18 protein-coding genes and 2 tRNA genes are annotated in these 25,321 nt (G+C 62.6%); 8 read left to right on the top strand and 12 right to left on the bottom strand.

Annotated elements, in window-relative coordinates; genetic code table 11:
• The 3 genes from VMH22_14995 to VMH22_14985 all read right to left on the bottom strand — a co-directional run.
• The coding region (locus VMH22_14995; GenBank protein ID HTW92995.1) for a glutamate--tRNA ligase family protein at window positions 1-557 on the bottom strand (557 nt) is incomplete at its 3' end.
• Window positions 558-599: 42 nt separating this feature from the next.
• A tRNA-Ser gene (locus VMH22_14990) sits at window positions 600-688 on the bottom strand.
• A 137-nt stretch (window positions 689-825) separates the two neighbouring features.
• Window positions 826-912 (bottom strand) — tRNA-Ser (locus VMH22_14985).
• 281 nt (window positions 913-1,193) lie between these two features.
• Here VMH22_14985 and VMH22_14980 point away from each other — a divergent pair.
• Complete coding sequence (locus VMH22_14980; GenBank protein ID HTW92994.1) at window positions 1,194-5,276, top strand: T9SS type A sorting domain-containing protein; 4,083 nt, start codon at window positions 1,194-1,196, stop codon at window positions 5,274-5,276.
• 102 nt (window positions 5,277-5,378) lie between these two features.
• Here the strand turns inward: VMH22_14980 and VMH22_14975 are convergent, their stop codons facing one another.
• Together VMH22_14975 and amrS are read right to left on the bottom strand one after the other, a co-directional pair.
• Entirely contained in the window at window positions 5,379-5,666 is a 288-nt protein-coding gene (locus tag VMH22_14975; protein HTW92993.1) for a DUF4321 domain-containing protein, read from the bottom strand.
• Window positions 5,667-5,922: 256 nt separating this feature from the next.
• Complete coding sequence (gene amrS / locus VMH22_14970; protein HTW92992.1) at window positions 5,923-6,918, bottom strand: AmmeMemoRadiSam system radical SAM enzyme; 996 nt, start codon at window positions 6,916-6,918, stop codon at window positions 5,923-5,925.
• A 26-nt stretch (window positions 6,919-6,944) separates the two neighbouring features.
• Between amrS and VMH22_14965 the strand changes: the two genes are divergently transcribed.
• From VMH22_14965 to VMH22_14940, 6 genes are all read left to right on the top strand, one after another.
• Window positions 6,945-7,085: a hypothetical protein gene (locus VMH22_14965; protein ID HTW92991.1), complete on the top strand. Its 141-nt coding sequence runs from the start codon at window positions 6,945-6,947 to the stop codon at window positions 7,083-7,085.
• A 188-nt stretch (window positions 7,086-7,273) separates the two neighbouring features.
• Window positions 7,274-9,946: a hypothetical protein gene (locus VMH22_14960; protein HTW92990.1), complete on the top strand. Its 2,673-nt coding sequence runs from the start codon at window positions 7,274-7,276 to the stop codon at window positions 9,944-9,946.
• 27 nt (window positions 9,947-9,973) lie between these two features.
• A complete protein-coding gene (locus VMH22_14955) occupies window positions 9,974-10,522 on the top strand; it encodes a FlgD immunoglobulin-like domain containing protein (protein ID HTW92989.1) in 549 nt (182 codons plus the stop codon).
• A gap of 202 nt (window positions 10,523-10,724) precedes the next feature.
• Window positions 10,725-14,192: a hypothetical protein gene (locus VMH22_14950; protein HTW92988.1), complete on the top strand. Its 3,468-nt coding sequence runs from the start codon at window positions 10,725-10,727 to the stop codon at window positions 14,190-14,192.
• A 9-nt stretch (window positions 14,193-14,201) separates the two neighbouring features.
• Window positions 14,202-16,238 (top strand): hypothetical protein, encoded by a 2,037-nt coding sequence (locus tag VMH22_14945; GenBank protein ID HTW92987.1) that lies wholly within the window; start codon window positions 14,202-14,204, stop codon window positions 16,236-16,238.
• 8 nt (window positions 16,239-16,246) lie between these two features.
• Window positions 16,247-16,783, top strand: coding sequence for a FlgD immunoglobulin-like domain containing protein (locus VMH22_14940; GenBank protein ID HTW92986.1), 537 nt, complete (start codon window positions 16,247-16,249; stop codon window positions 16,781-16,783).
• A 627-nt stretch (window positions 16,784-17,410) separates the two neighbouring features.
• On the opposite strand, the gene VMH22_14935 is transcribed toward VMH22_14940, so the two are convergent.
• A complete protein-coding gene (locus VMH22_14935; protein ID HTW92985.1) occupies window positions 17,411-18,403 on the bottom strand; it encodes a hypothetical protein in 993 nt (330 codons plus the stop codon).
• A 265-nt stretch (window positions 18,404-18,668) separates the two neighbouring features.
• Between VMH22_14935 and VMH22_14930 the strand changes: the two genes are divergently transcribed.
• Window positions 18,669-20,015 (top strand): YncE family protein, encoded by a 1,347-nt coding sequence (locus tag VMH22_14930; GenBank protein ID HTW92984.1) that lies wholly within the window; start codon window positions 18,669-18,671, stop codon window positions 20,013-20,015.
• A gap of 202 nt (window positions 20,016-20,217) precedes the next feature.
• Here VMH22_14930 and VMH22_14925 read toward each other — a convergent pair whose 3' ends face one another.
• From VMH22_14925 to VMH22_14900, 6 genes are all read right to left on the bottom strand, one after another.
• On the bottom strand, window positions 20,218-21,183 hold the full coding sequence (locus VMH22_14925; protein HTW92983.1) for a GNAT family N-acetyltransferase: 966 nt from the start codon (window positions 21,181-21,183) through the stop codon (window positions 20,218-20,220).
• A gap of 78 nt (window positions 21,184-21,261) precedes the next feature.
• Window positions 21,262-21,444, bottom strand: coding sequence for a hypothetical protein (locus VMH22_14920; protein ID HTW92982.1), 183 nt, complete (start codon window positions 21,442-21,444; stop codon window positions 21,262-21,264).
• Complete coding sequence (locus VMH22_14915) at window positions 21,441-23,054, bottom strand: hypothetical protein (protein ID HTW92981.1); 1,614 nt, start codon at window positions 23,052-23,054, stop codon at window positions 21,441-21,443. The genes VMH22_14920 and VMH22_14915 overlap by 4 nt, the downstream gene beginning before the upstream one ends.
• A gap of 38 nt (window positions 23,055-23,092) precedes the next feature.
• Window positions 23,093-23,626, bottom strand: coding sequence for a signal peptidase II (gene lspA / locus VMH22_14910; protein ID HTW92980.1), 534 nt, complete (start codon window positions 23,624-23,626; stop codon window positions 23,093-23,095).
• Complete coding sequence (locus VMH22_14905) at window positions 23,623-24,186, bottom strand: hypothetical protein (protein ID HTW92979.1); 564 nt, start codon at window positions 24,184-24,186, stop codon at window positions 23,623-23,625. Before VMH22_14905 ends, lspA begins: the two co-directional genes overlap by 4 nt.
• A 253-nt stretch (window positions 24,187-24,439) precedes the next feature.
• Window positions 24,440-25,315, bottom strand: coding sequence for a DUF3078 domain-containing protein (locus VMH22_14900; protein ID HTW92978.1), 876 nt, complete (start codon window positions 25,313-25,315; stop codon window positions 24,440-24,442).
• Window positions 25,316-25,321: the final 6 nt, after the last annotated feature.

The following is a 25,321-nucleotide window of genomic DNA, read 5'->3' as shown; positions in this document are numbered from 1 at the left end:
ACGTGGTCCTGCTCGCGCCGCCACTCGAACTCAACCTGTCCGCGTACGATGTCATCGATGACGAGTCTGCCTTCGGTCGGCATCTTGAGCCGGACAACCGGTTTCCGTCCCTCGGCCTCAAACCGGGCGCGGTCGGCATCTGCCTCGGCCATCCAACGCCGGCTGTAACGGAACACACCTTCTTTGTTCGCGACTGCCGTCTGCCGCTCGGCCGCGATCTCATCGGTTGTCGCATAGTCGTAGTAGGCGTGCCCCGACTCCAGCAGGCGAGTCACGGCGGCTTTGTGGCCCGCTACCCGTTGCGACTGGAAGTACGGAGCATTGGGGCCGTCGATTCCCGGCCCCTCGTCCCAGTCAATTCCGAGCCACCGAAGCCCGTCAATGATCGGTTGCAGTACTTCGGCCATGTTGCGCTGAGCGTCAGTGTCATCGATTCTGAGGATGAAGCGTCCGCCCTGCTGGCGGGCGAACAGCCAGTTATACAGGGCCGTGCGCACCAGCCCGAGATGGAGCGCGCCGGTCGGCGACGGCGCTATCCGGACTCTGACTTCGTTCATCGGGATTACACTAGCGGCAAACGGTCAGTCGGACAACAAAAGCGGAGAGGGTGGGATTCGAACCCACGGTACAGTATTACCCGTACAACCGCTTAGCAAGCGATCGCCTTAGGCCGCTCGGCCACCTCTCCGGCTCGGTATAGGTCCTATAGGGCCCATTGGCCCTATTCCGCTTGCGGAGGGCGCAGGAGGCGCACCGTCTGACGGCGAATCCGGGGCCGGTTCATCCGGCCCGGCGCGGAACTGCCGCGCCCGCACTCCGCAGCAGCGGAGGGCGCAGGATTCGAACCCGCAAGACCCATCGCTGAGTCGGCAGATTTCAAGTCTGCTGCCTTACCAATTAGGCTAGCCCTCCGGCTGAAAACTCCAGATTGCGGACAGCCTCTGACCTAATTTAAGGGAATTGCCCGGCCAAGTCAACAAACTGATGCCGGTGCTCCGTGCCGGCATGTCGCGGCCGGCCAATTGCTGATTGACAGGCTGGAGCGAAGTTCTATAATCTAATTGCTCGTGATGGGCGACTGCCCAACCGGGCGAGGACAGACGCGTAACCATACATACGGTAGCCAAATACGACTGCATTGCACAAATGCGGTCTTCGTGGTAACGATTACTAAATGTCGATAGGAGGTAGTCATGCGTAGATTGGTCATTGCAGTGACCGTGCTGGTCGCCGCATCCTTCGGTACTACTACCCTGCTTACACAGAATTTCGATGGCGCTTGGAGCACGGGCTCACCACCGGCAGGATGGCGGATATTCCACACCGGACCCGGCATCGGCCCGGATGACTGGCATCGGGACACCGCCCACGCCACGCCGTGGGACAGCCACCCGTCGCCGTTCGCTGCCATCCAGTCGGACTTGGGCGCGGACGCGACGCCTGATTCGCTCATCTCGCCGACCATCAACTGCTCCGCATACCACGTGGTAACACTTGCCTGCAGCACGCTCTTCTACTACTGGTCGCCCAACTCCTACTCCGCCAAGCTTGTCTATTCGACCGACGGCGGCGCGACCTGGCCGTTCACGCTGCACGACTACTACACGAACCACCCCAACCCTCCGGATTCGGCGATAGCCGAGACTCTGTCCCTTGACCAGGCTGCCGGGAAAGCCAACGTGAAGATCGCCTGGGTGTTCAACGGCGATCTCAATTTCATTCAAGGGTGGTTTGTCGACGACATCGTCGTCTCCGGCGAGTCGACAGTGAGATGGGACGTCGCTTGCCAGTCAATCGTCTACCCAACCAGCAGGGTCCCACCCGGGAACTTCTTGCCGACCGCATCCTTCATCAACAACGGCAGCAACACCCAGACAAACGTGCCGGTTAATTGCAGCCTCTACACGAGCGCGATGGTCGGCTTGAGGAGTTGGACGAGCACGATTGCCAGCCTGGCACCGGGGGTCGCGACAAATGTGACATTCTCTCCCGGCTACAACCTGCCGCTGGGCCAGTACTTCATCAAGTTCTGGTCTCGCGCCGACTCAGACCAGGTACGCAGCAACGACACGCTCTCGCGCTTCTTTGATGGGAGTTTGCTGAGAACAGTGAGCTACGACAACGGCAACAATCTCTTCTTCACGAACTTCACCCTCGGCCACTACGGCTACGGCATGGAATTCGACGCCGATACTTCCCCGGTCTACATCGAATCGCTGGAAGTGTACCTTCATACGCCGGGTACCGCAGCCAGCTGCGGTTACCAGCTTGCCATCTTCCTTGATGACGGCAGCGGGAAGCCCGGCAAGCTCTTTTACAAGACGCCGGTCCAGTATGCGCCGCCTTCCACCACCGCGTGGAACTCGATCTACCTGGGCAGCGCCGGCAATCAGCTGGTGATGCCGACCGGCAAGTTCTACGTCTTCTACCTGCAGGTTGGAGAAGATGGCGATTGCCCGCAGCTTGGCTGCGACAACGATGGCCCCAACCCGCTTACCACTCACTGGGAAGACCACAACGGCATTTTCACGCCGACCCTGATCTTCGCCGACTTCATGATACGCGCCGTCGTCAACATGGGGACCGTCACCCCGGCGCCGGTCGACCTCAGGACTCTCTACGTTGACCAGCCGCTGTACGACTGGGTCGGGCGCCCGTACAACCTGCCGATGACGCCCAAGGCGAGGATTGAGAACTTCGGATCGACGACAGTGTCGCCGGTTGCCGTCAGATGCAGCATCGTCGGCACGGTTGGCGGACCATACTACGCGCAGGCCGAGACGCTCGCCTCGCTCGCAGCAGGCCAGGACACGCTCGTGACATTCCCGACCTGGCTTCCGACCCAGACTGAACGGTGCTCGGTCATCGTAAGGACGCTGGTCAGCGGCGGTCCGGACCCGGTGCCACAGAATGACGACAAACGATTCTCGGTGGACGTGCTCAAGGGTGCCTTCACCGGTGTCAGTCCGCTGCACTACCGCTGGATTGACTCCGATACCCTCGGCGGGCCGACGTACGCCTGGATTGATACGAACGGCATGTCGGCGAAATACGTAATCGGTGATAACAACCCCCTCACGATACCGTTCGAGCCGGGGATGAACTTCCCGTTCTACGACAGCCTTTACAACTACGTGTACGTATCGTCCAACGGATGGGTCGGACTGGGATTGTCGGCGGACCCGGGCAGTGACATGGACTCCTTCCCGGCCAAGATACCTACACCCAGCGCGCCCAACCGCTGTATCTATGCTTACTGGGATAATCTCGCGGTCGGCTCGCCTTGGGGCCACGGCTCCATCCGCTACCGTTGGTTCGGAACAACACCCAACCGGTACATGGTGGTCGTGTTCCAGGACGTAAATCGGATACCGACCGACACGTCCAAGGGCCTCACCTTCGAACTCATCTTCCGTGAGAACGGTGTCGTCACCTGTCAGTATAAGGCCGTCACCACCGGCAACGTAACCTACGACAACGGCCGGCATGCCTGCGTCGGGCTTGAGAACCAGGGTGGTACCGACGGGCTTTGCTACCTGTACGGAGTGCCGCCGATGTCGACGGCAGTGAACGGCATTGCCAACCGTCTGAGCGCGGGCCGCGCCATCTCGTTCTTCCCGGAAAGGCCCGACGCCGCAGCGCTGGCGATCATCCGACCGGCCAGCTCCGATTTCCCGGGCGTGATTACACCGAAGGCAAAGATCCAGAACTACGGCACGGTCCCGGGTTCGATCCGGGCGTTCATGACCATCGGCAGCTACGCCAGTGATACGCTGTCTCCCGTGTTGATAGCGGGCGACAGCGCCATCGTGACCTTCCGTCCCTGCACGCTGGCGCTCGGCACGTACCCCGTATGCTGCTCGGTCCACATCGCCGGCGACGTCAACGGGGCCAACGACGCCATCTACGAAATGATGACCGCTTCCCCGTGGGCAAGCAGGGCCGGCATTCCGCCTTCATACCACCGACGCAGGGTCCAAAGCGGTGCACTCTGCTACGCGCCCACTACCAACAAGTTCTACGCGCTGAAGGGCAGTAACACGACCGACTTCTGGGAGTACGACGTTACCGGTGACTCCTGGGACACGCTCGCACCGATGCCGACCGCGCCCTCGGGCAAGAAGCCGCGCGACGGCGCTCATCTGACCTTTGACCCGAACTTCCCGGTGGGCAGCCCCGGGTTGGGCCGCATCTGGGCGTTCAAGGGCAACGGCGTAGCAGACTTCTACTACTTCGACATCGCCGCGGATAGCTGGGTCGCCAAGCGACCCGCGCTGGTGACCGCATTCGCGGCTGGCCACGAGTATCGGCCCCCGAAGAAAGGCGCGTCGATCGTGTACGTAGGCGGGTCAGGTTCCAAAGGCTCGGTCTACGCCATCCCGGGTAATCGCACGAACTACTTCTGGCGCTACGACATCGCCAAGGACTCGTGGTTCTACCCCCACGACTCGGTGTACGTCCAGAGCCAGGGCACACCGTACTGGCAGCCCGTACCGCTGGACATACCGCCCGGCCCGTTCGGCAAACGGTGCAACTACGGTTCCGACCTCGCCTACCTTAACAACATGATCTTCGCGCTGAAAGGTTCGGGCACGGTTGAAGCCTACGGCTTCTCCTACACGGCCAACGCGTGGACCGAGACTCTCGACCAGAACTCCTTCTACGGAACCGGTTTGCGCCCCGTCAAGGCCGGCGGCTCGCTCGTGGCCAACGGCAACAATCTGTATGCGCTGAAGGGCGGCAACACCCAGCAGTTCTGGCACTACAACTTCACGCGGAAGGTCTGGCTGCGGAACTCCGATATCCCGTTCGCGGTCAGCCGCCATGTCAAAGTCAATGGCGGGACGGCGATGGCCTCGGACGATTCGGTCATCTTCTGCCTGAAGGGTTCCAATACCTACGAGTTCTGGGAGTATCAACCCAGCGCCGATACCGTGCCGACACTCGCCGACTACCAGCCCAAGCGCGAAGGCGTTGAGGCCGAGAACACGTTCGACCTGTCCCGGCCCTGGCTGACTGCCTACCCGAACCCGACGCACGTCGGCGTGAATATCAGCTACAACATCACCAGCGCCGCACCCACTCGCATCCGCGTCTACGACGCAGCCGGAAAGGTCGTCACCCAACTCTGTGACGCCGGCCGGACGCGTGGCCCGTATGTGACGCATTGGAGCGGGCTGGCCGCGAACGGCAGGCGGGTGCCCGCGGGCATCTACTTCGTCAAACTCGAGAGCGGCGCCACGCGCCTGACTCAGAAACTCGTCATCCAGCAGTAGCCGCCCGAAACAAGATACCGGGGCGGGCAATTGCCCGCCCCGGTCCTTTCTCTGAATCCCGAAGCCTAGCTGCTCACTCCGCTCTGTGCAATCCTCTCTCGGCTAAAACTTGTACCACAGATAGACCGCGAGAGCGACGAGCAGCACCGCGACCGTCGTCACGGCAAACGATAGCCCGAAAGTGAAAGCGGCAAACCCCAGGTTCACTGTGAAAGTGGGGATGCCGATAGAGAGAGACTTGAAGAAGAAATCCCGGACCGGCCCATGCGGAAAGACCCCGGCCATGAAATACGAAACCACACTGCCCACGATGCCGGCGACAACTACCGCGAGCACCAGCAGCCCGACCGACCGCCCTCCCGCGTGCAACGGCCGGCTGTTCAGTGCCATGGTGCGAATGATAACGGCTGTGAGGCAGCAATCAAGAATAGCCCGGCACCGCGAATCCGTGGGCAGCCACCACCAGATGAGCTCAAGTGTTAAGTCCCAAGGACAAAGGACTAAGCAAGACGGGAAAGGCCCAAGTACAAGTCAGGTTTCGGACTTTCCCGTTTCGGCTTTGCTTTGTCCTTAGTACTTGGTCCTTTGTACTTCGCCAATCGTCAACTCCTGACCAGGCGGCTACTGGGACGTGGCGATTTATGCTTCAGGCTAGCACGAAGTCCGCAGGCCGTCCGCAGTTCGCGCACTTCCCATTACTGATGCCGATGACGAGCCCGGCATAGCCGCTCCGCTCGACCAACCGATTCCGACACTGCGGACAGAGCGTGTCCCGGTCCTCCGGTCGTGTGGCCATGTTGCCGAGATACACGTAATCCAGCTTCTTGCGCGCGACTGCCGCTGCCTCCTCAAGTTTCTCGGTCGGTGTCGCCGGCTCGGTTTCCCGGTGCCGCGGGAAATACCGCGAGAAGTGGAGCACGGTTTGACGTCCAAGGCTCGCAACGAAGTCCACAAGCTCGGCGACTTCCTGACGCGAATCATTCCTTCCGGGTATCAGCAGGTTGGTCAACTCGACGTGACAGGCCCCGGCTGCAGTCCGAATGGTGTTGAGCACGGTGTCCATATCACCCTGGACATAGTCGCGGTAAAACTCAGGCCGGATTGACTTCAGGTCGATGTTCATCGCCGCGACGAGCGGCAGCAATTCGGACAGCGGCTCAGGATTGAGCATCCCGTTGGTCACGAGCACGTTCCTGATTCCGGCGCCATGCATGAGCTTCCCTGCGTCCATCAGGTACTCGAACCAGATGCAGGGCTCGTTATAGGTGTAGGCGATGGAAGGCGTGCCTTGGCGCTTCGCGAGCGCCAGCAGCTCGTCCGGCTCGACATGCCGCGACGGCGCTGCCTGCTGCGATATCTCCGCGTTCTGGCAGAACGGGCAGCGGAGATTGCACCCGTAGGTTGCCACCGACAGGATTTCGCTTCCGGGCAGGAAATGGTAGAGTGGCTTCTTCTCAATCGGGTCGACGGCTATCGAGACAATCTCGCCGTAGCCCGCGGCCACGAGCTGCCCGCCGACGTTCTTCCGGCCGAGGCAACGCCCCGCCTTGCCCTCAGCGATCACGCACTCATGCGGGCAGAGACGGCACACGACCCGTCCTGCCATCTTCTCATCTTGCTTCCAATACTGAGCCGGCTTCATGGCCAATCATAGGACGACTTGACAGCATGGTCAAGACGGCGACAGCAACCGGCCGTTGGCTGCAGGCTCTGACTCACCGGCTGGAGACCGTCATCCCTGTTCTCCTGTTCGTCAACGGCGGCATGGCTGACGACCAGACGCTGCCGATTGACGGGCGGCACAGTTGAGCGGCATGCCCCGGACATCCTACACGAGCGTGAGTCCAAGCCGACTACTCCGCCTGCAGGTTTGGCTTGACAGTCAAGTCCCTTGCGCTATAAGGTAGTGCCAGCGGGTGCAAGAGACGCCCGCCGACAGGGCTCGAATCAGGTAACGCCGACCCCAGCCGGACTGTGATGTCCAGCAAGGAGGAAAAGTGAATGCCAGGACCGTAGTACTCACCATTGCGACCCTGTGTCTATGCGCATGGGCCGCAAGCGGCGCGGCGGTAGCGCCCAAGCAGGCCGCAAGCATCAAACCGCAAGCCCCAGGCCTCAAGCTCCAAGCACCAAGCTCCGGAGTCGAGGCGATCACCATTCCGCCGGTGCTGTCGTACCAGGGCAAGCTGACCGACACGCTGGGTACGCCGGTGCCCAACGGCAATTACCCGGTCATGTTCCTGTTGTACACCGTGCCCTCGGGTGGTTCGTCGTTCTGGAGCGAGAGCCAGACCGTGACGACTAAGAGCGGGCTCTTCAGCGTACTGCTCGGGTCAGTGACGCCGCTAGATTCAGTGCCGAGTGCCGGCACGGCCTATCTGGCGATGACGGTGTCAGGCGGGGCGGAACTGACCCCGCGCATCCGGATTGGCAGCGCGGCGTTCGCGTACCTGTCCGGCCGGGCGGCCAGCGCGGATCTATTGCAGGGTAAAGATACGACCGCCCTCTGGAGCGCCAAGACACTTCAGGGTAAGGACACGACCGGGTTTGTGCGGACCGGACAGGCGAACTCCGTCACATCAGCCATGATAGTGGACGGCACGATTGCGGCGGCCGACCTCGGGCAGATGGGAGCATCCACGGGACAGGTGATGAAATGGACCGGTAGTGCCTGGGCGCCGCGCAATGACAGCGTAGGCAGCGGCGGCGGCAGCGGAACAGTGAGGAAGGTGGTGCAGGCCACGGGTGTAGTCTGCTCACCGAACCCGATAACCGACTCCGGCACAGTGAGGTATGACTCCACCTGGGGTGATGCGCGCTACGTGAACGAAGCGCAGGCAGCGGGCGGCGACCTGACCGGGACTTATCCCAGCCCAACGCTTGTCGCCTCGGGCGTCACCGCCGGGACCTACGGCGACTCGTCGCACGTAGGTAAGGTCACGGTGGACGCCAAAGGACGAGTCACAAGCGCGAGCAGCGTGGTCATCAGCGGCGTGCCGCCAAGCGGCGCTGCCGGCGGCGACCTGACCGGGACGTACCCGAACCCGACCATTCACCTGCCCTACAGCGGCAGCGTCGCCACCTCATCAAATACCTTCAGCGTCACCAACACCCAGACGACCAACGACGCGCCGGGTCTCATCGGCACTCACGCCGTGACCGATTACTGGGGCGTCGGCGTCAAAGGAGTTGGAGGGTTCAAAGGCGTTGAAGGCGTTGTCACGCCGACCGGCAGCAGCAGCTACTTAGGCGTCAACGGCGACGTCGAAGGCGGGAGCGGCACAAACTGCGCCGTGAACGGCTACGCGACCGGGAGCGGCATGAAGTACGGCGTGTGCGGCAGCGCGGCCGGGACCGGCACCAACTACGGCATCTTCGGAACCGCCAGCGGCGGCAGTGCAAACTACGCCGGGTACTTCAACGGGGACGTCGCGGTCAATGGCCAGTGCCACGGCGTGGCGACTACGGCCGGCTCCCATGCCATCTACGGTGATGGCGGTACGTACGCGAGCGGCGTCTATGGGTCGAGTGATACATCCCTCTATCCTGCCGTCCGTGCCGTTGGCGGAACCAAGACCGACGGCGTCTATACGACGGACAGCATCGCCGGTACCACGTGGCACTTCCCCGTGCGCGCCGTCAACCCTCACGCCAACGGCGTCGGCATCATGGCGGTTGGGGGCGGAACCTCCATGACCATCCCCTCGAGCGGTTGCGGCAGTGCCTTCAATGGGCAGGGTGTCGGCGCCTACGTTCTGGCCCGCGGGGCCACCGGCACCGGGATAGTTGGCAACGGCAACGACAACACAGGGCTCTACACCTACACCGATGGCAGCGGCGGCGCCTTCGCTGGCACGACTTGCGGAGGGTACGGCACGGCCACGAACACGAGCGGTGCCGTCTACGGACTCTACGGAGAAGTCGCCAGCGGTAGCGGGCTCGGCTCATACGGCATCAACACCAACGCGAACGGCACGGGGATGGCGGGCGTCGGCAACAACGCCACCAATTCCACCCTCAGCGGCGGCAGCGGAGTCGCGGGTACCGGGACCAACTTCGGTGTGTACGGCCACGCGACCAACACCGGGTCAGGTGGGTGTGGTGGCTACTTCTCGAACGCCTATGGCTCCTACGCGTACGTCGCTTACTACAACGGCACCAACTACAAGATCGTCGGCGGCGGCACGGTCAGCACGATAATGGGCACGCGCGAGGGCAAGAAGACGCTGTTCGCACCCGAGATGCCCGAGGCCTACTTCGAGGACTGCGGCGAAGGGCAACTGGCCAACGGTCAATGCCGCGTCAACTTGGAGAAGCTCTTCTCCGACTGCGTCACGGTGAACGCCGAGCACCCGCTCAAGGTCTTTGTCCAGCTTGAGGACGACTGCAAAGGCGTCTATGTGCACAAGGACCTGACTGGGTTCGAGGTGCGCGAACTGCAGGGCGGGACGAGCAATGCCCATTTCTCATGGCGCGTGCTGGCCAAGTGGAAGGGAAACGAGAACGTGCGTCTGCCGGAAGCGCCCGGGCCGCAGCCGACCGTAGCGGGCGAGAAACCAGCCACTGTGGAAGGCAAGACTGCGACTGCGACTGTGACTCAGCCACGACCGGCGGAGGTCCACAGCGCGACTGCGACTCAGCCGCCCCAGCCGGTGCCGGGCCGGAAGTAGCCGAGGCCTGCTAACGAGGAGACGACCATGAACAAGACAGTCGGTCTGGCACTTGGCATTCTTTGCATCCTTGGTGGTTTGTCGCTGTCCCTTGCCCAGACATACAAGTGCGACTGGTGCGTGAACGGCATCGGCGGCGGGGACATGGCCGGGACGAGCTACAAGTGCGGCTCCACTGTAGGTCAGACTGCAGCCGGGCAACTGACCGGTTCCAGTTACTGGGCGCTCATCGGGTACTGGCAGCCCGAGCTCGCGACCGGAGTGCGCGAGCAGGCGTACTCGCCGGGCCAGGGACCGTTAAAGACGCATCTCTACTCCCCATTCCCGACTCCCGCTGTCCGCAGCGTCACTATCCACTATACGCTTGACGCTCAACGCCAGACGCTGTTGCAGGTGCATGACCTGACCGGCCGCGTGGTGCGAACGCTATGTGCATCGAGCATGAAGCGCGGAGCGTACAGCGTGATGTGGAGCGGCACCGACGACCGTGGCCGGAGCCTTGCCAACGGCATCTACTTCGTCCGGCTCACCGCCGGCAGTTATCGTGCGACGGAGAAGGTGGTGCTTCAGAAGTAGTCAGTAAACAGCATACAGGGCGGAGGCGGGCGAAAGCCCGCCTCTGCATTTCGTCCGTCACTTGGAGCGAATGGTCGACTCACACAACTTGACACATGGACTGTCTGCGTTATTACTAGAGCATGCGGGATCATGGCGCGTCCCGCGCCTTTCTGCTTTTCGTCGCCACCAGACCGGAGAGGTCCTAGAAACAGGAGGTCCGATGCGAGTCACGCTACTACTACTGGCAGTCGCCAGCGTTATTGCTTTCGCGGCCAGCGACGCGGTGGTTCCACCGCGGGCAGCCGCAGGCGTCAAGCCGCAAACCATAGGCCCCAAGCCCCGAGCAACGACGGTCGGGACGGAGTCGATAACGATTCCGCCGGTGCTTTCCTACCAGGGCAAGTTGACCGACACGCTGGGCGCGCCGGTAGCCAACGGGAACTACCCGATCATGTTCCTGTTATACACGATACCGACGAGCGGCTCGCCGTTCTGGTCCGAGAGCCAGACCGTGACGACCAAGAGCGGACTCTTCAGTGTCCTGCTCGGGTCAGTGACACCGCTAGATTCAGTGCCCAGTGCCGGTACGGCCTATCTGGCGATGACGGTGTCGGGCGGGGCGGAACTGACGCCGCGCATCCGGATTGGCAGCGCGGCATTCGCGTACCTGTCCGGGCGGGCGGCCAGCGCGGACCTATTGCAGGGCAAGGACACGACCGCCCTCTCGAACGCCAAGACACTGCAGGGCAAAGACACCACGGGCTTCGTGCGGACCAACCAGGCGAATTCGGTTACCGGTGAGATGATAGTCGATGGCACGGTGATCTCGGCCGACATCCGGGACACGACTATAACCACGGGCAAACTGAAGGATACGGCCGTGACGATGGCCAAGCTTGCGCGCACCGGTGCGGCGACCGGGCAGGTCATCAAATGGAACGGCTCGAACTGGTCGCCGGCCAACGACAGCGCGGGCAGCGGCGGCGGCAGCGGAACAGTGCGGAAGGTGGTGCAGGCCACGGGTGTAGTCTGCTCACCGAACCCGATTACCGACTCGGGCACGGTGAGGTTTGACTCGACCTGGGGAGACACGAGATACGTGAACGAAGCGCAGACAGCGGGTGGGGACTTGACCGGTACCTATCCCAACCCGACGATTGCCACGGGCACGGTTACATCCGCGAAGATACTCGACGCCACGATAGCGGCGGCTGACCTTGCGACCACCGGCGTCACAGCCGGTACGTACGGCAGCGCAACACAGGTTTCCCAGGTCACGGTCAACAACAAAGGCCAGGTGACCGGCGCGGCTAACGTGACCATTACCGGCGTGCCGCCGGGCGGTGCTGCCGGCGGCGACCTGACTGGAACGTACCCCAACCCCACCATCGCCACGGGTGCTGTGACCTCAGCCAAGATACTCGACGGCACCATCGCGGCGGCCGACCTCGGCCAGATGGGCGCGGCGAGCGGGCAGGTGATGAAATGGACTGGCAGTGCCTGGGCACCGAGGAATGACAGTATGGGCAGCGCGGCTATGAGGAAGGTAGTCCAGACCACCGGCGTGGTCTGCTCGCCGAATCCTATAACCGACTCAGGCACTGTCGGCTTCGACACGACCTGGGGCGATAATCGGTTCATCAACGTGGGCGACAGTGCGGGTGGTGTCCTGACCGGCACGTACCCGAACCCAACGCTGAACAACTCCGGCGTCACGGCCGGGACATACGGCAGCGCGACCGAGGTCGGTCAGTTCACGGTCAATGCCAAGGGCAGACTGACGAATGCGAGCAACGTCACCATCAGCGGCGTGCCGCCGGGCGGCAGTGCGGGCGGTGACCTGACGGGAACCTATCCCAATCCGACAATTGCCACGAGTGCAGTGACGACAGCCAAGATTGCCGATACAAACGTCACGATGGCCAAGCTGGCTCATGCCGGCGCCGCCACCGGACAGGTCATCAAGTGGACCGGCACTGCTTGGGCCCCGCGCAACGACAGCGCGGGGGCCAGCGACAACGCCTGGGTGCGCCGGGCTTCGCCGAATGACAGCATACTGTGGACCGTCCACAACCTCGGCCTTGCCCGAGGCGGAGCCGGCGACACGCTGATTGGCACCAATCGGTACACCCACGTGAACCTCGGCACTGCCAGCGCCACCGGGGCGGCTAGCCAGAACTACTCCTACTGCACCGTGGCCGGCGGCTACGACAACACCGCCGGCGGCAACTATGCCACGGTTGCCGGCGGGCTGGGAGACACCGCGCAGGCGCACTACGGCGGGGTGCTCGCTGGTCTGCAGAACCATGCCGGCGACGCGGCGGGCGATAGCGGCGCGGCGGTCGCGGGCGGCGGATACAACAAAGCCATCGGCAAGTGGTCGTTCGTCGGCGGAGGCTACCAGAATACCGCCAGCGGACAATACGCGACGGTCGGCGGCGGCTACACTGATAGAGCCGAGGCGATGTACGCAACAGTCGGCGGCGGATACGGCGACACCGCCAGCGGCAGTTACGCGACGTTGGGCGGAGGCGTTGAAAACACCGCCGGCGGCCTTTCTGCCGTGGTCGGCGGCGGCTTCGACAACTCCGCCAGCGGCAGTTACACGACGGTGGGCGGCGGCGTGTACAACACCGCCAGCAACGAATCCTGCGCGACGGTGGGTGGCGGCTACAATAACACCGCCAGCGGACAATACGCGACGGTGGGCGGTGGCCTCCAGAACCTCGCCAGCGGACAATACGCGACGGCTGACGGCGGCTCCAATGACACGGCCAGCGGCGGCTACGCCACCGCGGGCGGCGGCCTCCACAACACCGTGAGCGGCAACTACGCCACCGTGGGCGGCGGCATCCACAACATCGCCAGCGGCGGCGTCGCCACCGTGGGCGGCGGCGACCACGACTCCGCCAGCGCCTTGTACGCCACCGTGGGCGGCGGCCAATCCAACTCCGCCAGCGCCTGGTACGCCACCGTGGGCGGTGGCTACTCCAACACCGCCAGCGGCGAACACGCCACCGTGGGCGGCGGCTACTACAACATCGCCGCCGCCGACTACAGCTTTGCCGTCGGCAGTCAATCGGTCGTACCTTCCAGCTACACCAACTCTGCCGCGTTCAACGGCCAGTACGCGACGGCCTCGAACCAGACTCGCGTCGGCGTGCTGTCCAAGGCGTCCGGCTCGTTCACAATTGACCACCCGCTCGACCCGCAGGGCAAGATACTCAACCACTACTTCATCGAAGGGCCGGAGATGCTCAACATCTACCGCGGCAGCGTCGTCCTCAATGCCAGCGGCCGCGCCGACGTCACCCTGCCCGACTACTTCGATGCGCTCAACCGCAACCCGATGGTCCAGCTTACCGGCGTGGGCAGCTCGGATGTGTACGTGGCGCAGGAGGTGTCCGGCAACCGGTTCACTATTGGCGGCAGGGCTGGCATCAAGGTATTCTGGCAGGTGACCGGCGAGCGGAAGGACGTGTCGGCCGAAGCGACACGACGGATGATGCCGGTCGAGCAACCCAAGACCGGTCAGTTGGCCGGACGGATGCTCGACGACGACTTCCTTGCCGGCTGCATGGACCAGCTCGTGCGTGAAGGCAAGGCGCAGGGCATCGATTTCCGCACCGCCGCAGGCAGGGCGAAGTACGAGAAGATGAAGCAGCAGCTAGAACATCCGCAGCACTAGGAGGACCAGATGAAGACCATGACACTATTGCTCGTTGCCGGGTTGTGCCTTGTGGCTTTGGCAGCGGGTGGCGCGGCGGTAGCGCCGAAGCATGCCACAAGCTACAAGTCTCAAGCTACGACACTCGGAACGGAGTCGATAACGATTCCGCAGATGCTATCCTACCAAGGCAAGCTGACCGACACCTTGGGCGCGCCGGTGAGTGATACGACCTATCAGGTTACATTCCGGCTCTACACCGTTGCGACCGGCGGCGCATCGTTCTGGAACGAGACCCAGACCGTCCGCACGCGCAGCGGGTTGTTTGCGACGCTACTGGGTTCGGTGGCACCGATAGAGTCCGTGCCGAGTTCCGGCAACCTCTATCTCGGCATGGCTGTGGCCGGCGGCACGCAGTTGTCGCCGCGCCTGCGGCTGGTCGGCAGTGCCTACAGCTACCTTGCCGGCAAGTCGGCCAACTCCGACCTGCTGCAGGGGAAGGACACGACTGGCTTCGTGCGGACCAACCAGGCGAATTCGGTGACCGGTGCGATGATATTCGACGGCGCGGTTACCTCGGCCGACATCCGCGACACGACCGTGAACACGGCGGACATCAAGGATGCTGCGGTCACCGCACCCAAACTCAACCAGATGGGCGCGACTTCCAATCAGGTACTTAAGTGGAACGGGAGCGCGTGGGCGCCAAGGAATGACAGCATCGGCGGTGGCGGCGGTGACAGCGCGTGGGTGCGCGGCACGCCGGACAGCGTGCTCTACACAGTACATCGGCTCGGCATCGCCCGGGGTGGTGCCAGCAACATGCTCTACGGGACCTACCGGCAGAGCCACGTCAACTTCGGTGTGGCCTGCACGACGGGCGTATCCGGTTCGGATTACGCGCACGTAGTTGTCAGCGGCGGGTATGCCAACCGGGCGTTTGCCGACCACACGACGGTCGGAGGAGGTGGAAACAACACGGCCGAGAGTTCGTTCTCGACGGTGAGCGGCGGTGGAAACAACACGGCCGTCCATGGGTATGCCGTGGTCGGCGGTGGACAGAACAACACTGCGGTCGGCATCCACTCAGCGGTGTTGGGCGGCTCGGGCAACTACGCGGCCGGTGCAGGGTCTTCCATCGGCGGCGGTGATAGCAATACCACGTCGGACGACGACGCGACAGTCGTCGGCGGATACGGCAACGTCGCGTCCTACGCATGCGCCACGGTAAGCGGCGGGCGGTCCAACCACGCGACAGACGTCAACACCTCGATAGGCGGCGGGGCCGAAAACGCCGCGGGGTCTGCCGGCGCCACAGTCAGCGGCGGGTATGCCAACAGCGCGTCAGGCGTGTATGCCACAGTTGCGGGCGGCGACTACGATACATCGGCCGCATCCGAGTCTTTCACTGCCAACGGCTCCTCAAAGGTGCCCTATGCGCATGGCAATTCCGCCGCCTTCAACGGCGAGGTCACGACCGCATCGAACCAGACTCGCGTCGGCATTATCTCCAAGGCCGGCGGCAGCTTCACCATCGACGACCCGGTGGATCCGTCCGGTACGATTCTAAACCACTACTTCATCGAGGGACCGGAGATGCGGAACCTGTACGATGGGGAGGCGGTGCTCGACGCATCGGGACGGGCGGTCGTAACGCTGCCCGCATACTTCGACGCGCTCAACCGGAACCCGCGTGTCCAGCTTACCGGAGTCGGCAGCTCGGATGTCTACGTGGCGCAGGAGGTGGTCGGTAACCAGTTCACGATCGGCGGCAAGGCGGGCACGAAGATCTTCTGGCAGGTGACGGGCGAGCGGAAGGATGTGTCGGCCGAGGCGATACGCCGGATGATGCCGGTCGAGCAACCCAAGACCGGCCCGCTGGCCGGAAGAATGCTGGACGACGACTTCCTTGCCGGCTGCATGGACCAGCTCGTACGCGAAGGCAAGACGCAGGGCATCGACTTCCGCACCGCGGCGGGCAGGGCGAAGTACGAGAAGATGAAGCAAATGCTGGAACATCCGCCGGAGCATCCACTAGAACACCCGCTGGAAAATCCGCAGCGCTAGGAGCCGACATGACAATCAGGATTCTCTGTCTCCTCTGTGCCCTCTGTGGTGGTCTGGCTCTCGCTCAGCCCTACAAGTGCGACTGGTGCGTGAACGGCATCGGCGGCGGGGACATGGCCGGGTCGAGCTACAAGTGCGGCTCGACCCTAGGCCAGACTGCGGCCGGGCAGACCACCGGGACATCCTACTGGGCGCTCATCGGCTTCTGGCAGCCGGAGCTGCAGACCGGCGTGCGCGAGCAGGCGTACTCGCCAAGTCAGGGCCCGTTCGTGACCCATCTCTACTCCCCATTCCCGACTCCCGCTGTCCGAAGCGTGACTATCCACTACACACTGGACGCTCAACGCCAGACGCTGTTGCAGGTGCATGACCTCACCGGCCGCGTGGTGCGGACGCTGTGTGCGTCGAGCATGAAGCGCGGCGCGTACAGCATCACGTGGAGCGGCACCGATGACCGGGGCCGGAGCCTTGCCAACGGCATCTACTTCGTCCGACTCGCAGCCGGCAGCTACCACTCGACCGAGAAGCTGGTGCTTCAGAGGTAGACGGCAGGTAGTAGACAGTAGGCAGTAGACAGAAGACAGGGGCGGGCGCATGCCCGCCTCTGCGTTCTTGCCGGGCGCGCAGCTGGAAAGTTTACTCTTTGGATACACGCCCGCGGACACAGGAATCAGCCTAACCTCTTGAACAATCAAGTACTAGGTCGCCTTCCTGAAAGTCCCCTCCCTCGCCCGGGGGATTGCCCCTCGAGTTGTCTGCGAAGTTGTCCGGACCGTTACCTCGTCCTTTGTCCGGAGGGTTATCTGCGCCGCAATTCCCCGAGGAAATCCATCCGCAATTTGCCGGGTTGGTCTACCGGTTCCCCTCCGGTTTACTTTCCCGGTTAGTCTACCCGTTACTCCACGGGTTCCTCTCCGGGTTGGTCGGAGCGTTACGGCCCGAGTAAGTCTGCGGGTTGCCGTCGGCGTTGGTCCCGAGGTAGCTCTGACCGTTGTTCTCCGGATTGCTCGGAGGATTACTTCCCGAGCTGCTCTCGGATCTGCTCCATCCATTGCTATCCCGGCTGGATATTAAACCATAGACGAACATAGATAAACACCGATTGAGTCCCCAGTCGAAGACTGCCGGCGCTCTGGTAGAACCGAACCTGATTCTGACGTCGGCGCGGGCGGTCAGAAGCTGAGGCAGATGCCCATGCCGCCCACGAGATAGTTGGGCATCTGCCCGATGAACCCCAGACCGAGGTCAGTCATCGGCTGGCCGAGCTTCTGCTCCAGGCGTTCCTCGTAGATCTTAGTGGCCAACGGCTGATTGAAGAAGTGACCCATCCCGAGATTGAAGTCCACATTGAAGCCCGAGGCCGGCCTGAGCCTGATGAGGAACGCGCCGTACGCGCCCCATCCTGCCTGGTCGGCCCGGTCGGCCGCCAACTCGAAGCCGAGCTGGCTCGACCGCGAGCGCTTGCCGCCAAAGACCTGCAGCTTGGCGCTGAGCATGGCGGGCCACACGGTAATCTGCCCCGGCCCGACCGGCGTGGCGCAGGGCTGCGTGCCGTAGTCGAACTCGATGCCGAGCAGGTCAAGGGGCTGGAAAGAGGCATAGCCTGCAAATAGCCCTGCGCCCCGGCCAAGCGAGAAGCCCACGCCGAAAACACCGAACCGTTGTTCGGAGCTACCGTAGTTGTAGCTTGGAGGTACATAGGATGATTGCGGCGTCCCGCCGTAGGTCCAGCCCTGGTGAATCCATCGGTAGATGTCGTCGGCCAGGGCCTTGGTAGCATCGTAACCATCGGTGAACGGCGCTTGACCGCTGCTCGCGTCGAAAAGGTGCCCCCGTCCGAGTCCTGAGACACTCGCGGTTGCCGAAATCTGTACCGTGCCCTGTGTCGCGTATGACCACGCCACGTCAATGCGAAGATGCGGTAGCTCGCCGTTCGCCTCCGTGAAGGTGACGCCGTCGGCGGCACCGTCGCTCTTCAGGCATTCGAGCAGGCCCTCAGATACTGTCGGGTCGTCGTAATCAATCGCGTCCAGATCATACTCGTCGGCGCCAGTCACGGAAATGACGACCTTGAGGTTGGTATTGCGGAAGCCCGGCTGCTCGTCGGCGGCAAGGATGCCGCAGGCGAGAACAAACATGCTAATGACCACAGGAATTCTTTTCATGCGCTCCTTTCGTCGCGATCAACCGCAGACATTGACACGAGCGAATTCTATACCGGTCGAAAAGGACGTCAATGAGACGCACAGGCAGGAGATATTGAACAGCTCAGAATTCAGAGGTCAGAAACCAGAAGTCAGAATGCAGTTCGTAGCGCCGGCGCTCCTGGCGGCTCTGTTGCGGTTTTCCGGCTGTCCTTCCGCCTTGACTTCCCCATACCGGGGCACTAACGTTTCTTGGAACGGTACCGCTCTGATGAAAGGAAGCAACATGAGACTGTCTCTGCTCATTGTCCTGACTCTGTGTTCAGCGACTGTCGGCACACTCCGGGCGCAGTGGCTTGAAGATTCGCTTCCGGCCGGAGCCGGGGCTTGCGCGCTCTGCTACAATTCGATCAACAACAAGGTCTACTGCGCCAACAGCGGCGACAACACGGTGACCATAATCGACGGCCCGGCCAACCACGTGCTCGCCACGGTGCCTGTCGGAAGCGGTCCTCGCGACCTCTGCTACAACTCGACCAACAACAAGGTCTACGTCGTGAACTACGGCGACACGACACTGAGCGTGATTGACGGCGCGGGCGACTCGGTGATTACCGCGGTGATTGTCGGGAACTATCCCTGGGCCGTTTGCTACAATCCGACCGGCAACAAGGTCTATTGCGCAAACTCCGGAAGCTCGTCCGTGAGCGTGATTAACGGCGCGAACGACCACGTGGTCGCTACCGACGTGGTGGGGATGTGGCCCGAAGTCATCGGCTTCAACCGGACCGACAACAAGGTATATTGCGTCAGCACCTCGACCGACAGCGCGTACGTGATTGACGGTGCGAGCAACAACGTCATCGCCACGATTCCCGTGGGCGGGATTCCCAGCGGGCTATGCTGGAACCCGCATAGCGACAAGGTCTATTGCGTGAACGCCGGTGACAATACGGTGACCGTGATTGGCGGCGGCAGCAACTCTGTGATCACCACGGTCGCCACGGGATATGCACCCGCGGCACTCGCCTGCGACTCGGCCGACAACAAGGTCTACTGCGCAAACACCGGCGACACCACGGTGACCGTGATTGACGGCGCGAGCAACAATGTGCCTGCTACGATTGCCACGGTGCCCGGGGCGGTCGCACTCTGCCACAACCGGATTAACAACAAGCTCTACTGCGCCGACAAATCCCTTGGCGAAGTGACCATTGTCGATTGCGCGACCGAACAGGTGCTTCGCACAATCCACCTCAACGGCGAATCCCCCGCTCCTTGCGCTTTCACTTGGAACCCGGTGCAGAACCGGGTCTATGTCGCCGACAAGGAACAAGGGATGGTCGCGGTCCTGCGGGACAGCATGCCGGCAGGAGTTGAGGAAACGATGAACGATGAGCGCGGAACGCCGAGTCCGGGCCCGACCATCGTTCGCGGAGTCCTGTTCCTGCCGGAAACCTCAAGCCGCAAGCCGCAGGCCACAAGCCTGCTCGACATTGAGGGTCGGAGGTTGCTGGATCTGAACCCGGGCGCGAATGACGTCGGTCAGCTCGCACCCGGTGTGTACTTTGTGAAAGAGGCCCAAGCGCAGGATCAAGCACAAGCCGTGCGCAGAGTCGTAATAGCGAGGTAAGCCAAGCCCGCGTCGCGACACGGGTTTCTCAGCTACTCTGCTGTCGCGTTCGGCCTGAGGTCAGTTCTGCCCGGAACTGGGCGGCGTGGCTGCCTTCGAATCGGCAGTTGCGGCGGGCTTCTGCTTGCCCCAGCCGAGAAATCCGTGCGCGAGGATCATGATGACTCCGGCAACGGCGGTCGATGAAGTCGTGCTCGAGAGGTCAACGAAGCGGCATCAGAAGATGGAGTTCGTTGTCGGAAGCTGTTATGCCGCAGCCGTCAGGCTCAAAGCCGAGTTGCGGGTACAGGCGGCTAGCGGGCGCGTACTCAGGCGATTGCTCGACGCCGATGCCGACTGCGGAGCATCCGCGCAGCCGCGCCAACCGTTCCGCCGCGTAGATGAGCGCTGAACCGATGCCTCGGCGCCTGTGCTCGCCGATGACGTTCAGGTCGGCGATCTCCGGTATCCGCTGCTCACGGAAAGGCAGATACCCGGAGGAAATCAGGAGCGTCGTATACCCTACCACCGCACCGGCAAGCTTCGCCACGAGCACATCCCGTTCGCCACGCTGCTGTTGGACGTAGTACTGCTCATACTGCTGCACGGTCTTGTTCCAGCGCTCGAATGCGCGGGCGATGGCGGCGATGTCGGACTCAACCATTTGAGTAATGTCTACTCCCGCAGCCTGTACCTCGACCCACTGGACGAACGCGGTCTTAGCCACGCAGTACTTAATCCGCTCTTCCGGGAAGCGCGCCGCGAGTGACTTCTTGAGCTCAAAGTACTCGCCGGCCGCGGCCGCGTCGCCACGCAGGAAGTCCCGGAAGGCGATGCGTCGGCACCAGCACCCGCTCTCGTGACGGACGAGGTGCAGATGGAAATGGCGGCCGGAACCACTGGTCTTTCCGATGCAGTAGTACCAGTCCGCGTCATCAGTCTCAGGCGAAACGTCGTGGTAGCCGATTTGCGCCAGGGCGGGCAGGACCGCTTCCGCTTCGTCCCTGCCGGTGAGGCCCGCCGCCATGTCGATCGTCGGCTTGGCGCCGAGGCCGGGCACCGAGGTGCTGCCGACGTGTTCGAGGCCGAGCAGGCTCTTGCCCAAGGCGGCGCGAACGAGCACGCTTTCTTCGTTGAACCACTGCGGCCAGCACGGGTCGGGCGCGACGATGACTATCGGGCCCGGCATTGATGCCCGGACAAGTCAGAATTCAGAACGCAGAAACCAGAATCCAGAATTGGGGATTCGGAGAGGAGTATCCGAGAATCACGCAGATGAATCGTCATCCGGACGTGTAGCCTGCGAAGACGTCGCAGCCGGGGACTTGGCCCGGCCCCAGCCGAGAAATCCGTGCGCGAGGATCATGATAACCCCGGCCACCGCAAATGCATCGGCGAGGTTGTACGTGTACCAGCGCGTGTTGCCGACCACGGAAGTCCGCAGCCTCACTTGCTCACCTGCATCTTGCCGGTGAACTTGATCCTACCGTCGGTCAGCTCGACGACGTCGTCGGGCGGGTCCTTCGTAGGGTCGTGCTCCGCCGACCACCAGCCGAGCGTTCCCGAAAAAGTACCCATGATGACATGGCTTCCCAACTGGTCAATCTTGATGACACCGCTCACGCCCTTATCGCCTCTCTGAACCCGGTAGTCCCGCATGGTACTCTGGTCATCCCATTCGATGGACGCGCTGTCGATCGTCGGGTCGTATGTGCGCGCCGCAGGTGGGAAGAGGACGTACAGGCTGGCGTAGTAATTCCCGCTCTGGGTGTACAGGTCGCCACGGGCGTTAAGGAATCTGGCCGTGCTTTCGACTATCACCTGGTCGGCGCGCCAGAGCGCACCGTTCTTCTGGGCCAGCAGGACGGGTTCGACCATGACCAACGTGTCCCCCGTTACCTTGAGTGTCGCGCACCTCGGCCCGATCGGAACCGGATCGGTCGTGTTACCCAGAGCCCTCTCGGCCTCTTTCGGCAGAAACGTGTCGCACAGACGATTGAAGAACATGGTATCGAGGTTTTCCGCGAATCCGTCATGAACCGACCAGTCCCAACCGCAGACCAGGTCAGCTCCGACATCCAGGAACGACTGAATCAGATCCGAGTGCGAGCCATTCGCTTCTCCACAGGCGCTGCAGCAGCAGTCGAGGTAGACGATGGTCTTGGTGTAGTTGTAGTTGCCGGACAGGTTCCAGGCGCTGAAGTCGCCGTAGGCGCGGATGAACGGAGGCAGGATGACCATGTAGCCCTCGCCCCACACCTTGCTGTGAAACGCGGCGGCCTGCCGTGGCTTCCCCTGGCCCGGATGAAGATAGCTTCTGTACTCGTTCGCTGCGGCCTTGGCCAGTTCGACCCGGCTGTACGGCTTGCCGGTCAGGAGTCCTTCGGTGCACAACCTGCCGCCTCTTTCGACGGGCAACAGCATTCCGTGTCCGGCCCAGAAGAGCACCGGAGACTGACCATGAATCAGGGCACGGGCATTCTCAACCGTGACGAACGTGTCAAGATAAGTGCTGGTAGAACCCCAGTTTCGGAGTCGCTCAAGCCGTCTGCTGACGGTATCGGCAGCCTCCTCCGTGCCCAGCAGTTCATCGCTGAACGGCACGACGAATGTCGCGGCCCGATAGATGTCGCCGCCGGGCGTCCCGGAAGCAATCTTGACCGGCTGCGCGTTCGAACCCGGAGTTCCGCCACGCGCGGAGGTCGAATCCCCAGCCAGTTCACCCAGACCGGTCTCAAGGCCGTTGGCGAAGAAGACCCAGACCGTGCTGTCCGGCGCGACCTGCACAGTGTCAGTGCCCGGGTGGGCGAACAACACCGCCTGCGCCTGCAGCACCGCCGAGTCACGGTGGCCGGCGGCCAGTTGTGCCCAGTAGACGACGTTTGCCGAATCGACGACGGCCAGGTCCTGCTCGATCGTGTTCTCGTCGAAGCTATCCCAGCCACTCGAAGCCTTGTGGCACGTCAACCCTGCTATCACCAGCACGAAAACGACTGAAAGCCCTATCACCCGCACGGACCAACGCTGCTGAACGAACCTCATCACGCTCTCTTGTTTCATTCGCTCTCCTTTCCGACGCTCACTACCTACGACCAGCCCTACCCGGGACCTGGCGGCGACGGTTTGCCTGCCTTCGAATCGGCAGTTGCGGCGGGCTTGCGCCTGCCCCAACCGAGGAATTCGTGCGTGAGGATCATGATAACCCCGGCCACCGCAAATGCATCGGCGAGGTTGTACGTGTACCAGCGCCAGGTCCGCGTGCCCATGTCAATGAAGTCTACGACCGACCCAAAGCGCACCCGGTCAATCAGGTTGTTGCTGACGCCGCCGCCGAGCACCAGCCCGAGCCCGATGCCGGTCCATCGGTCGGGACTGCGCCACGCAAGGTAAATCACTAGGACGACGACCACCAGCGGCAGCGCGTAGTGCATCCAGGGCGCGCCGTAGGAAATTCCAAACAGACCGTGCTCGTTGTTGGTCAGGATGAACCTGAGCGTCTCGCCAAAGACGCGTTGCGGTACGTGTGGGGTCAAGTGCGCGCGGACCAACCATTTCGAGACCTGGTCGAGTGCCAGCGCCAGCACTGCCGAGACGACAAACCAGAAGCGCGGCCCCCATGTGAGCCTCTTCACTTCGGTAGCTCGCCGGGAGCCGCAAACGCGGTCCCGGGTTTCTTCTGGACGACCTCGACCGGCATCTTGCTCAGCCGCGTAAGCACCCGACCTCTGCGCCACAGCGGCCACCATTCGTGGAGGTAGATCTGAACCGGCCGCCACATCGCAACCCAGCCGGCGACGGTCAGAATCTCACGCAGGAGCGCGGCCCAGGCGCCGGCCGTGTGGCCGAGCACCAGGTTGCGGATAGCGAGGCAGCCGGCGAGAAACGCAAGCCCCACCATCAGGCTGGTTCGGCCGTCGTCCATCAGGCGTCGGAACGCGAGCCGGTTCAGTCTGGCCCGGTACCCGAAGAAGTTGTGCACGGCCTCGGCCATCCATGCGGTCGGGTTCTCGGCCGGCATGTGCTCAAGGTGGATGGTCAGTGACAGCGGGTCCCGGTGCGCATACTCCTGCGCCCAATTGAGGATGAACTCTTCGGCGTCGCCGTCGAGGTCCCGGTCGACGAATGGCGACGGGTCCATCGAGTTAAAGAGCTGATTCGGCTCGTGCAGCTCCAGCTCGATTCTGCCTTTCATTTCCTTATCATAGCGACAGGCAGGACGCCCGGCAAGAATCGCAGGCCCGCCTGAAGTCCCAATGACCAAGCACCAATGACCATTCAAGCACGAGTGACCGGGCAGGAGGGCTGAAGCTCGTCATTGAGTACTGGGGCTTGATTGGGAATTGGGGCTTGAGAATTGGTCATTCTGCCAACATACGCGCGAAGGCACTGCCCAACAAAGCGGCGGGGAGAACCCCCGCCACATGACGTTTCCCGTGCGCGCGAATCTAGATGAGCTTGCAGGTCAGTCCCAGCGCCAGCGTTTCCTTGAGACGGACCTTCGTGTCTATCTCCTTGTCATACAGCAACTGCGCGTCGAGGTTGACCATCAGCACCTTGGTAACGCTGACGGCGAAGACGTTCTCCCAGCCGACGTCGAGCGCCTTCCAGTAATCGGCAGTGGAGCCCGTGTGCATGGACGCCTCGGAGTAGAACAGGGCCTGGAACAAGGTCAGCTTGCTGGTGTAGAGAATCTTCTCCTGCGCCAGCGGCGTTGTGAAGTCAGTCGCGAAGGTAATACCGCCGTAGTTGCTGCTGCGGTTCTCGCGATCTGCTACCAGGCCAAAAGTATCCACCACCAGCGCCTGGCGGTCGAACTTCTGTTTGAGGCCGAAACCGAGCCGGCTCACGAGTTCGGTCTTATCGTGTTTCACAATCTGCCGGGCGAGACCGAGCCCTTCGTTCAGGTCCATTGGATTGAAGTATCGGCTCAGAGTCGCGTCGCTCTTGTCCCAGAACTGGCTCTGGACCTCGGCGCTTGCGAAGGGGTCCACGACGAAGCCGAGGGTGAAACGGAGCACCGATTCGAGGTCAATCTCGTCGGTCGACTTCACCAGCGCGCCCCAGTTACCAGACGTATCCTGGGTCGAGGTCTGGCCGAAAGCGAGCTTCAGGGTACTTCGGGTGTTCATCTTCGAGTTGAGCTGCTTCTCGGCCAGCGAGTTGGAGTTGAGGGCATAGGCAAGCAGGCCGGTCGCGCCGCCGCCCCAGTTGTTGGTGTAGGCGTTCTGGTTGAGCGTCAGGTTGGCGTCGGCCGCGAGGTTCCAGGGCGTGGCCGCAGCCAGGGTCGCCACAAGAGCCAACGCTATCCCTATACGGGTCATGTCTTC

It is taken from the genome of bacterium, from assembly GCA_035505375.1.
In the GTDB taxonomy this organism is placed as follows: Bacteria; Hydrothermota; Tepidihabitantia; order Tepidihabitantales; family Tepidihabitantaceae; genus UBA2258.
This window is presented reverse-complemented; position numbering and strand designations above follow the sequence as displayed.